Here is a 10704-nt window from a genome sequence, read left to right on the forward strand (position 1 = left end):
CCATAAATTAACCTGCTTTTGATGTTGGATTGAACATATCAAAATCAGGCAATTACACAATTTTATGTACAGGCTCATTCTGCAGGATTATCGACACCATCAAAGCGATTAAAATAGCGCCTGTCACGCCCCGGCGCGTTCCTCCTCTGCCCGGGCATCAAGCTGTTACTAATCGAGAATCTATGACTAAAACCACAACCGGGCCGCTGTTCATTGCGATCCTCAGCGCACTGATGGCGTTCACCTCGCTGTCGACGGATATTTATCTGCCCGCCATGCCCGTCATGGCCGCTGAGTTGCAGGGGGATATTGAGCTCACCGTCACCGGCTTTCTGGTTGGCTTCGCCCTCGCCCAACTGGTATGGGGGCCGATCAGCGACCACCTTGGCCGCCGGGTGCCGCTGTTTATCGGCATGGTGCTGTTTGTTATTGGTTCGCTGGGCTGCGCGCATTCCAGCTCGATCAATGAGATAGTTTTCTGGCGCGTCTTTCAGGCCATGGGGGCCTGTACCGGGCCGATGCTGGCGAGGGCGATGATCCGCGATCTCTTTAGCCGTACCCGTGCCGCGCAGATGCTTTCCACCCTGATTATCGTCATGGCGATTGCGCCGATCGCCGGCCCGCTGATGGGCGGGCAGATCATTCGTTTTACCTCCTGGCATGCCATCTTCTGGCTGCTGGCGGTGATTGGCGTGCTGATGTTTCTGTCACTGTGGTTGTTACCGGAAACCCTGCCCGCAGAGAAACGCACTCCGGCTTCACTGAGTGGCGCTTTTCGCAACTACGGGTCGCTGCTGAAAAACACCCTTTTTATGCGCTACACCCTGAGCCTGACCTTCTTTTACGTTGCCGCCTATGCGTTTATCACCGGCTCGCCCGCGGTCTACATCAGTTACTACGGCATTGATCCGCAGTATTACGGCTGGCTGTTCGCGGTCAATATTGTCGGGGTGATGGGCATGAGCATGGTGAACCGCAGGCTGGTTGGGCGACACCCACTTGAAAGATTGCTGAAGATAGCCGCAACGGTGGCAGCCCTGGCGGTTGTGGTGCTGGCGGTCCTGGTGAAGTGGCAGCTGGGCGGCATTGCGGCGGTGGTGGTGAGCGTGTTTATCTATTTCTCGATGAACGGCATTATTGCCGCAACCTCAACGGCGGCGGCGCTGGATGAGGTGCCGACGATGGCCGGGTCAGCCTCAGCGCTGATTGGCTCGCTACAATATGGCAGCGGCATCGTCTCTTCACTGCTGCTGGCGTTGTTTAACGACGGCACCCCGTGGACGATGGCCTGGATCATGGCATTTTTTACCCTCGCCAGCGCCGCGATCATTATTTTACCGGGTCGCAAAACCGCAACCCGGTAAGCCGTTTATTTGCCCGCGTTATTCAGCGCCGCAATCTCCTGTGCTGAGAGCGTCAGGGAAAGGGCAGTGACAAAGCTGTCCACCTGGGCGATTTTGGTCGCACTGGCGATCGGCGCAGTGACGCCGGGCTGGGCAATCAGCCAGGCCAGCGCGACTTCAGCCGGTTTAACCTGATGGGCAGCAGCCACCTGGTCGAGAGCATCGAGAATGCTGAAACCTCTCGCATTCAGATATTAACCAATACCCTGACCACGCTGGCTCTGACCGAGATCGCTTTCACTACGGTATTTACCTGAGAGGAAGCCGGAGGCCAGGCTGTAGTAGGTCACCACGCCGATGTTTTCCCGGACGGTCAGATCCTGCAATGCCCCCTCGAAACTTTCACGGTCATAGAGGTTATATTCCGGCTGCAAGACCTGATAACGCGGCAGCGCGTTCTCGTCCGCCGCTTTCAGGGAAGCCTGCAACTGCTCAGCATTCAGATTGGAGGCGCCCACGGCGCGAATTTTCCCGGCCTTGAGCAGTTTTTCATAGGCGCCGAGGGTTTCGTCGTAAGGGGTTTCGCTATCCGGCCAGTGGGAAAAATAGAGGTCGATATGGTCGGTTTGCAGACGACGCAATGAGTCTTCCACCGCCTGCGCAATCCAGCGGGCAGAGAGCCCTTTTTTGCCCGGCTCGCCCAGATCCGAACCCACTTTGGTAAACAGGGTCACCTTATCGCGTGCGCCTGGATGGGCAGCCAGCCATTTACCAATAATGGTCTCAGATTCGCCGCCTTTGTTACCCGGCGCCCAGGACGAGTAGACGTCTGCGGTGTCGATCGCGGTCAACCCTCTTTCCAGCAACGCATCCAGCAAACTGAAACTCTGCTTCTCATCCACGGTCCAGCCAAATACATTACCGCCAAAAACCAGCGCCGGGATCTGTAAACCAGTCGTGCCTAATGAACGTAAAGCCATGTGCAAATACCTTTGAGATGACGGACTGACGTGCGCGCTCCCTGCCTGTACGGTCCGGACGACAATGAGCGGTTCATCACTGAACCGGAGCCCTGATTTTTTGCCTGTCTTACACAATAATCGCCAGGTCCCCCCGATGGGGTTAGCAAAATGTGGCTTTTAGACAGATTATCTTTGCCCATCGAAAGACCAAAAACGGCATAAGGCCTGCGGCAATGGCCACAATTCGATCAACTGCCCGTGGGATCCAGCGCCAGGGAAAGCGCCAGAGTTTGCGCCAGGCACATAGAGGCCACCTGAGAGCGAAAACCGTCCACCTGGGCTTCACGCACCACAAAGCAGATATCGCTGAACGCCGCCAGAGGGCTCACCAGGCTGTCGGTTATCGCAATTTGTTTCGCCCCGCGCCTGGCCCCCAGCTCAATCAGTTCAAGGGCTTCCTGCGAGTAGGGCGAGTAGCTGATGGCGATCACCACATCAAGAGGACCGATCATGCTGAGTTGTTCAGAAAACATGCCGCCAAGGCCGTCGATCAGAAAGGTGCGTCGTTCAAGATGGCGCAAGGCGTAAGTCATATAGTTCGCCACGCTGAACGAGCGGCGCAGCCCAATCACGTAGATATTTTCGGCCTGCTGCAGCAGGGCCACCGCCTGATCCAGTTGCTCCGGTCGCGTCTGATTAACCAACTGTTGCAGCGCCTGGGCATTCACCAGAGAAAAGATGTTGAGAATTTCGGCGGGCTGTTCCGGCGCAGTCGCCTTATCTTCGCTCGCCGTCTGACGATAAAGACGCGCGCGTTCGGTGTAGCTGGCGGTCTCCTCCATCAAATGCTGGCGAAAAACCTGTTTCATTTCATTGAAGCCACTAAAACCAAAAGCACTGGCAAAGCGGATCAAGGTTGAGGGCGGAACATCCACGTTTTGCGCGATGGAGGCCACCGTATCAAAGGCCACGCTGTTGCTGTTGTCCAGGATGTAGCGCGCGACCTGCTTCAGCCGCTTGCTTAAGCTGTCATAACGTGTGCGGATCTCTTCCTGCAAAATCGAGAGTTGGGTGGGATGGTTCGCCATAGCGCACTCACTGAAATAAAAATTTCGATTGCGCTATGATAACAGACAAAAAGAAATTTTCATTCCTATAATGAAATTGAATTTCTATTATCAGGTTGAATGAAATATCGGTAATGTATTCAGCAATGCCGTGGTGGCGCACAGGTGCTCACGCAGGGTGCTGTGTAGCTGGCGAATAGCCGGCGAGAATTGCTTGCGGTGTGGGCAAATCAGGTTTAGCGGCGCGGCTTCACCGGGATATTGCGGCAACAGCACTTCCAGTCGTCCTGCCTGAACATCTTCGCTGATATCAATCCAGGATTTGTAGACAATCCCCATGCCGTCAATGGCCCAGCGGCGGGCGACATCCGCATCGTCACACAACATCCGGCTTTTCACGATCAACTGACGACGCGCATCCCCCCGGCCAAAGCTCCATTTGTCATAAACATGGCTGTTCATGGTGAACAGCAGGCAGTGATGACGAGTGATGTCGTCGAGAGTTTGCGGCCGTCCCTGTTTTGCCAGATACGCAGGAGAGGCGGCCAGCACGCGGCGATTGTCCTCGGCCAGCGGCAGCGCGACGTAGCTACTGTTATCCAGTGCCCCGTAGCGGATAGCAATGTCCACCGGGTCGCGAAACACATTGCTGATTTGATCCGAGAGCGATAAGCGCAGAGAGACTTTCGGATGCTGCTCGCAGAACCGGGTAATCAGCGGCAGCAGCACATTCCGGCCAATGTCCGACGGAACCGCCATACGCAGTTCACCCTGAATATCATCATCCCCGCTGTGCAGGCTTTCTGCTCCGGCCTGCACCACCGCGAGCATCTCCTGGGCAAACGGCAGGTATTTTTCGCCTTCTGCCGTCAGACGCAGACTGCGCGTGGAGCGCACGAACAGGCGTTTATCCAGCGAGCGCTCCAGCCGATGAACGGCGGCGCTCACCTGCCCCGGTAAGAGATCGACTTCCCGTGCCGCATTGGAAAAACTGCCCAGCGCCGCAGCGCGGACAAACAAAGTGACATCTTCAAGGCGGATCATACTGGCTCCCGGGCCGGATAGCGTGGCGACAGCCCCCTTTGTGCCAGAAAAACCCCACTGAGCAAAGTGGTCAGGCGGCTATTTTCACTTTTCGAGTGAAAGTGCTGCATGATTAGGGTGATTTATCTCACCTTCATTTACGTTTATTCTCAACCCACCAGACGGGGCGGCACGCTCCCGATTTTTCATTTTTTAGCCAGGAGAGAGATGATGACTTTAGATGATGCAGTTGTTGCCCGTCATACCGTTAAGGCTTTTGAACCCGGCAAGACATTGCCCCAGGATCTGATTGATACCCTGCTGAATGTGCTGCATAACAGTCCCTCTTCGGTGAACTCCCAGCCGTGGCACTTTGTGGTCGCCTCCACGCCCGAAGGCCGCGAAGCGATGGCGAAATCCACCACTGGCGCCTACGCCTATAACGAACCTAAAGTCCTGAATGCTTCCCACGTTATTGCTCTGTGTATGCGTAGCGATATCACCGAGCAGCATCTGCAAAATGTGCTGGCTCAGGAAAACAACGATGGCCGTTTTGTAGCTGACGGCGCGCAGGCAGGCCAGGATAAGAGCCGCCGCTCATACGTTGATATGCACCGCTATGAGTCGCGCGATGTCCCGCAGTGGATGGAAAAACAGGTTTATCTGGCGCTGGGCGGCCTGCTGCTGGGCGCGGCGATGCTCGGTATCGACGCCACGCCAATGGAAGGATTTGATCAACGCGGGCTGGATCTCGCACTTGGCCTGCGTGAAAAAGGACTGACCAGCGTGGTGCTGGTGTCGCTCGGTTACCGCAGCGAGAAAGACTTCAATGCCGCTCTGCCTAAGTCCCGTCTGCCGCGTGAAGACGTGTTTACCTTTATTTGATGCCCGCAGATAACATCTGGCGGCGTTAAACGGATGACGGCCTCCCCTGACGGGGAAGCCGTTTTAGCCTGCCACGAACTCACACATCGCTAGCGCATCGCGCGTTTCAGGATACGTTCAGCCTGACGCTGGAAGTCCACTGCGGTCTCCTCAACGGTTTTTTGTCCGTAGTCGATATATTGCAGAGCGGTGCCGAATTGCGCCACGATCTGCGGATCGTCGAAATAAGGTGAAACGGTGAGTTTAGCAGGCAGTGATTTCGCCAGACGCAACCCGGCAACAGAAGGATCGCTCTCTTTGATGGTGCCGTTTTTGGTCAGGATCTCCACCGCCACGTTGCTCAACGGAACGCCACGCTCAAGGCCCAGCGTTTCCACGCCTTCTTTACTGTTGAGCAGGAAGTTAATGACCTTCGCTGCGGCCTGTGGGTCTTTGGTGGATTTACCAATAGAGAGCATCTGCGCAGGTTTAAAGAACAGGCCCGCATCCGTGGCGTTTGCCATCATCGGGTAGCTGCCCAGTTCCAGCTTAGCTGGCGGTTTGAGGTTGTCGGAATACTTGGTCACGGTGGAGTTCCACATGTAGACGCCGCCCCATTCACCCTGGATCCACGGCTTCATCTCATACATGTTGCTCTTACCAAATGAGGCATAGTATTTGGTGTCCGGCATAACATGGCTGTCAACCAGCGCTTTGTAGGTCTGGAAGAATTCAATCCACTGCTCTTTGCTGTAGGAGAATTTCTTCGCTTTTTCATCCACTGCCGGAATGTTGTACTTCTGGATCATGTAAGAGTTCAGCAGCGCCAGCGTATCCTGATGCTCCAGCACCACCGGGTAGTATTCTTTGCCCAGCTTGCTTTCAAAGGCTTTCCCCGCCGCTTTCAACTCATCCCAGGTTTTCGGATAGGCAACGCCCGCCTTTTTCCAGGTTTCGTCGTTAAAGTAGAACACGCGCGCGGTAACAGAAATTGGGATCCCGTTGAGCTTGCCATTGACGGTGGTGGACTGAAGCTCTTTGGCATCGAACTGGCTCAGGTCGATGGTATCTTTCAGGGTATTCAGGTCGTAAAAACCATCGCCATTTTTAGAGAAGATCGGCAACCAGTTCCAGTTGGTCTGCATCACGTCCGGCTCGGTGCCGCCGGCAATTTGCGTGGTCAGACGCGACAAATGCCCGTCCCAGCCCGTATATTCCGCTTTTACCGAGATGTCCGGGTTCTGTTTATGGAACTCTTCCAGCGCCTTCAGCGTGACCTGATGGCGACCATTGCCCCCCCACCAGGACATACGTAAATCGACATCTTTTGCCATGGATGGCAGTGCAGTAAGGCCGAGGCAAGCTGAAACCGCAGCGCTCAAAAGCACTTTTTTCATTTTTTTCATTATTAGACCCCTTACAGAGAGATGTTTTGTTCCGTTTTTGCATCAAAGATATGGCACTTATTCATATCAAACTTGAAGAACACATTGCGATTGAGTCCCTTTTCAATCATAGGCTTAGCCTCATCTGAAGGAATGCGTGCTGTGAGCTCATAATCCGCAACTTTCAGGTAAACGAAGAATTCGTGGCCCATGTTTTCCACACGAACCATCTCTCCGCTGCAACCGCCCTGCGCAAAAGGCGTATCGGAGAGAGAAACGAATTCCGGGCGAATGCCGTAAAAGACTTCCTGTCCTTGATAAGCAGCCACTTTTTCCCGTAATGCTTCACTTAATGGCATGGTTTCATTGCCGATGCTGAAGGCCAGGCTACCCGCGTTATCGACCAGTTTGCTTTCGCGGATATTCATCTCAGGCGCGCCGATAAAACCAGCAACGAACATATTCTTAGGACGGTGGTAGAGATTGTCCGGGGTATCGACCTGCATAATATGACCAAGCTTCATCACGCAAATACGGTCGCCCATGGTCATCGCTTCGGTCTGATCGTGGGTTACGTAAACAGTGGTGGCCGGTTTTCCCGAACGCTTAAGCTGCTTGTGCAGATCCGAAATACGGATACGCATGGACGCACGCAGTTTGGCATCCAGGTTAGACAGCGGTTCATCGAACAGGAAGACGTCCGGCTTTTTCACAATCGCACGTCCCACGGCAACACGCTGTGCCTGGCCGCCAGAGAGCTGGCGCGGCAGACGATCGAGCAGTTCATCCAGCTCGAGGATTTTGGCTGCCTCATCCACCTGCTTATCAATCTGCGCTTTTGGCATCTTGCCGAGTTTGAGGCCAAACGCGAGGTTTTCGCGGACCGTCATATGCGGGTACAGCGCGTAGTTCTGGAACACCATCGCAATACCACGCGCTTTCGGCGCAAGGTTGTTCACTACCTTGTCGCCAATGCGCACTTCGCCGCCGCTGATGGTTTCCAGCCCGGCCAGCATACGCAGGGTGGTGGATTTGGCGCAGCCGGATGGACCGACAATCACCATAAATTCTCCCTCGGCGATTTTCAGGTCGATACCATGTACCGCTTTGAAGCCGTTGGAATAAACTTTTTCCAGTTTGTTGAAAATAACTTCAGCCATGATATTTCCTCTTAACCTTTAATTCCGCTGCTGGTCACGCCCTGCACGAAGTAGCGTTGTGCCAGGAAGAACACGATGATGGATGGCAGAATCGAGATACTCGCCATTGCCAGAATTTCGTTCCATGGCGCACCTTCGGTTACGTCGATGGACATTTTTAACGCCAGCGCGATGGGGTATTTATCCACGCTGTAGACATAAATCAGTGGGCCAATAAAGTCGTTCATCGACCACATGAACTGGAACAGCGCTACCGAGATAATGGCGGGTTTCAAAATAGGCACCACCACGTACCACAACACCTGGAAGGAGTTACAGCCATCGATCTGCGCGGCTTCTTCCATGTCACGCGGGACACCGCGTAAAAACTGGATCAGCATGAAGACAAAGAATCCCTGCGTGGCAAAGGCCAGTGGCAAGTAGAGCGGCATATAGCTGTTGAGCATGCCCATCTCACGGAACATCAGATACTGCGGGATCAACAGCACGGTACTCGGTAGCAACATGGTGGCGATGAGCGTGGCGAACCAGAAGTTCTTCCACGGGATCTCAAAGCGGGCAAAACCGTAGGCCACAATGGTCGACGAGATAATGGTCAGAATGACTTTCGGGATCACATACTTAAAGGTATTGAGCATGTAATGGCCAAAGTTGTATTCCGTGCCGGTTTTCCAGCCGTTGATAAAACCGTCCCAGGTGGCATGGGTTGGCCACAGACCCAGGGTGGTAAAAATCTCATGGTTCGGTTTAAACGACGCCGAAAACATCCATACCAGCGGGTAGAGCATCAGCAGGCCAACAAACGCCAGAATGATATAGCGGACGGTGGCGTTGATTTTTTCCCGCCGCAGCGTCCGGGCGACTTCACGCTCAGCAAGGGTTCTTGCCTCTGAGATTTGCTGGATATCAGCCATTTTTGCCTCCCTTATCGGCGGAGTAGAACACCCAGTATTTCGACGACTTAAAGGCGATGGCTGCAAAGACGGCGACAACCAGGAACAGGATCCAAGCCAGTGCCGCGCCATATCCCATCTCGAAGTACTTGAACGCGGTATCGTAGATGTAGAGCGAGAACAGATAGGTGGAGTAGGTCGGGCCGCCGCCGGTAATGACGTATGGACCGGTAAACTCCTGGAATGCCTGCGTGGTTTGCATGATGAAGTTGAAGAAAATAACCGGCGTAATGAGCGGCACGGTGACTTTCATAAACATCTGCCATTTGCTGGCGCCGTCGATCATGGCCGCTTCATATTGCGATTGCGGCACGTTTTGTAGCGCGGCCAGGAAGATGACCATTGCAGACCCGAATTGCCAGACGCGCAGTAACGTCACGGACATTAACGCCAGTGACGGCTCGCCAAGCCAGTTAACCGGATCCAAACCAAACACGCCGATAAAGCTATTCAGCAGACCATCAATAGCAAACAGCGCACGCCACAACACGGCGATTGCCACGGAGCTGCCAAGAATCGATGGAATATAATAGGCAGTACGGAAGAAACCAATTCCGCGCAATTTAAAATTAAGGACGAAAGCAATTCCCAGCGCAAAAATAAGCTTTAATGGAATAGTCAAAAATACATAAGCAAAGGTCACGCCCATTGATTTCCAGAAGAGCGTATCTTCGGTAAACATGTAGCGGTAGTTTTCAATACCATTAAATACAGGCGGACTCATCAAATCATACTCAGTAAAGCTGAGGAAGAAAGATGAAACGAACGGAAAGGCAGTAAAGAGTATCAGCCCAATGATATAGGGTGATATCCAGGCCAGTCCCAGAAGTTTATTTTCATTCATACAGACCCTCTGACAACAAGTATGAAAAAGATAATATTAAGGTGTTAACACAGACCCGTCGGGAGCCTGTACATGAAAAAATATGTCTGGTGTCAGGCATAAGTTTTTCCCTGTTAATGCCGGTGAACGCACGCATAACAGCCCGCTGCATGGCGCGATAAAGTTCATCAATAGTCTTTCTAAAACACCGTTTCATTTTATGTAAATTTATGGCCCGGTCATTTGATAAATCTCAAAAGTGTGATCGGGGTAGAAACAATGTTTCAAATTGTGATCGGCTCGATAATTTTGCTATTACACGAGCCGACATAATTAACTTCTCATTGAAAGATAAGGCTTTTCTTAAAGCATCATCCAAAATGATAAAAACAGCTGTTAAAACGAGTATTTCACACCAACGCGGAAGCGGGTCTGCCTTTCATCCGTGGTTTTGCTGCCCGGGACGTTGCCAATCGCGGTGTAAGGCGACCAGTTTTTGTCGATGTTCCATGTCAATTTAACATCGTGCGTCCACTCGTAATCTTCATTGTCCGACAGAATTACGCCCGCTGAATTTGCTTTCTTATAGTCAAACTCGTAGTCCAGGCTGTAGTCTTTGAGGAACTTCCATGACAGCACGGTAGTCAGGTTGTACCCCGTTTCAGAGGTGTCTTTGCTGCCGCCAATATTGGTGCTCAGGCGCTTGTAGTAAGGGCGATAGCGTAAAGAGGCCCCAATATCTTTGGTGATATTGACCTTGCCGCGCAGGTATGGACGATAGTTGTTAGACGATGAGCTGGAGTCCAGTGAAAACCCAGGTTCGAGCTGGAATGTTGGGTTAAATTTATAGACATAGCTTGCCACCACTTCGGTACCGTTACTGACGGTCTCGTGATACATCTTGTCTTTGTTTTGCGCGCCTTTCCATTTACCTTCCAGCGATAAACCAAAGCCGTTGGCAAAACGGTGTGACATCAGCAATCTGTCTTTATGCGAGTTGCCTCCGGCATCCGTTAATTCGTGGCGATAATCGAAGGTTACTGCCTGAGGGAAGGTGCGATTTAATCGGTGGGGTTCAGTGGAGTCCTTATCTGTATTAGCCTTACCTTAGCTGAGCTGTATGA

General features: G+C 52.9%; 8 protein-coding genes and 2 pseudogenes. 2 read left to right on the plus strand and 8 right to left on the minus strand.

Going from position 1 to position 10704, the window contains the following annotated elements:
• Nucleotides 1-182: 182 nt before the first annotated feature.
• Nucleotides 183-1364, plus strand: a complete 1182-nt coding sequence (locus ACSZO4_RS22700; protein ID WP_437891315.1) for a multidrug effflux MFS transporter — start codon at nt 183-185, stop codon at nt 1362-1364.
• A 5-nt stretch (nt 1365-1369) separates the two neighbouring features.
• On the opposite strand, the pseudogene ACSZO4_RS22705 reads toward ACSZO4_RS22700, so the two are convergent.
• From ACSZO4_RS22705 to ACSZO4_RS22715, 3 genes and pseudogenes are all read right to left on the minus strand, one after another.
• Nucleotides 1370-2323: pseudogene (locus tag ACSZO4_RS22705) on the minus strand (aldo/keto reductase).
• Between the two features lie 230 nt (nt 2324-2553).
• The gene (locus tag ACSZO4_RS22710; protein ID WP_437891316.1) at nt 2554-3393 is read right to left on the minus strand and encodes a MurR/RpiR family transcriptional regulator; all 840 of its coding nucleotides are present in this window, start codon (nt 3391-3393) and stop codon (nt 2554-2556) included.
• Nucleotides 3394-3483: 90 nt separating this feature from the next.
• Nucleotides 3484-4416 (minus strand): LysR substrate-binding domain-containing protein, encoded by a 933-nt coding sequence (locus ACSZO4_RS22715; RefSeq protein ID WP_437891317.1) that lies wholly within the window; start codon nt 4414-4416, stop codon nt 3484-3486.
• A 210-nt stretch (nt 4417-4626) separates the two neighbouring features.
• On the opposite strand from ACSZO4_RS22715, the gene nfsB reads away from it, so the two are divergent.
• Nucleotides 4627-5280: an oxygen-insensitive NAD(P)H nitroreductase gene (gene nfsB, locus ACSZO4_RS22720; protein WP_437891322.1), complete on the plus strand. Its 654-nt coding sequence runs from the start codon at nt 4627-4629 to the stop codon at nt 5278-5280.
• Between the two features lie 89 nt (nt 5281-5369).
• On the opposite strand, the gene ACSZO4_RS22725 is transcribed toward nfsB, so the two are convergent.
• The 5 genes and pseudogenes from ACSZO4_RS22725 to ACSZO4_RS22745 all read right to left on the minus strand — a co-directional run.
• Nucleotides 5370-6656 carry an ABC transporter substrate-binding protein gene (locus tag ACSZO4_RS22725; RefSeq protein WP_437891324.1) on the minus strand — a complete coding sequence of 429 codons (1287 nt, stop codon included), beginning with the start codon at nt 6654-6656 and terminating at the stop codon, nt 5370-5372.
• Nucleotides 6657-6676: 20 nt separating this feature from the next.
• Complete coding sequence (locus ACSZO4_RS22730) at nt 6677-7804, minus strand: ABC transporter ATP-binding protein (RefSeq protein ID WP_437891318.1); 1128 nt, start codon at nt 7802-7804, stop codon at nt 6677-6679.
• A gap of 11 nt (nt 7805-7815) precedes the next feature.
• On the minus strand, nt 7816-8718 hold the full coding sequence (locus ACSZO4_RS22735; RefSeq protein WP_437891319.1) for a carbohydrate ABC transporter permease: 903 nt from the start codon (nt 8716-8718) through the stop codon (nt 7816-7818).
• Nucleotides 8711-9601 (minus strand): carbohydrate ABC transporter permease, encoded by an 891-nt coding sequence (locus ACSZO4_RS22740; RefSeq protein WP_437891320.1) that lies wholly within the window; start codon nt 9599-9601, stop codon nt 8711-8713. Before ACSZO4_RS22740 ends, ACSZO4_RS22735 begins: the two co-directional genes overlap by 8 nt.
• Nucleotides 9602-9976: 375 nt before the next feature.
• Nucleotides 9977-10636 (minus strand): annotated as a pseudogene (locus tag ACSZO4_RS22745) (oligogalacturonate-specific porin KdgM family protein); the annotation flags it as partial.
• Nucleotides 10637-10704 lie beyond the last annotated feature (68 nt).

Origin of the sequence: Phytobacter sp. V91 (genome assembly GCF_965644225.1) — a bacterium.
Taxonomy (GTDB): Bacteria; Pseudomonadota; Gammaproteobacteria; order Enterobacterales; family Enterobacteriaceae; genus CBFFRJ01.

Bases quoted from the DNA above. Each gene is read 5' to 3' on its own strand.
- ACSZO4_RS22700 (WP_437891315.1), top strand. From the start codon at position 183: ATGACTAAAACCACAACCGGGCCGCTGTTCATTGCGATCCTCAGCGCA.
- ACSZO4_RS22710 (WP_437891316.1), bottom strand. From the start codon at position 3,393: ATGGCGAACCATCCCACCCAACTCTCGATTTTGCAGGAAGAGATCCGC.
- ACSZO4_RS22715 (WP_437891317.1), bottom strand. From the start codon at position 4,416: ATGATCCGCCTTGAAGATGTCACTTTGTTTGTCCGCGCTGCGGCGCTG.
- nfsB (WP_437891322.1), top strand. From the start codon at position 4,627: ATGACTTTAGATGATGCAGTTGTTGCCCGTCATACCGTTAAGGCTTTT.
- ACSZO4_RS22725 (WP_437891324.1), bottom strand. From the start codon at position 6,656: ATGAAAAAAGTGCTTTTGAGCGCTGCGGTTTCAGCTTGCCTCGGCCTT.
- ACSZO4_RS22730 (WP_437891318.1), bottom strand. From the start codon at position 7,804: ATGGCTGAAGTTATTTTCAACAAACTGGAAAAAGTTTATTCCAACGGC.
- ACSZO4_RS22735 (WP_437891319.1), bottom strand. From the start codon at position 8,718: ATGGCTGATATCCAGCAAATCTCAGAGGCAAGAACCCTTGCTGAGCGT.
- ACSZO4_RS22740 (WP_437891320.1), bottom strand. From the start codon at position 9,601: ATGAATGAAAATAAACTTCTGGGACTGGCCTGGATATCACCCTATATC.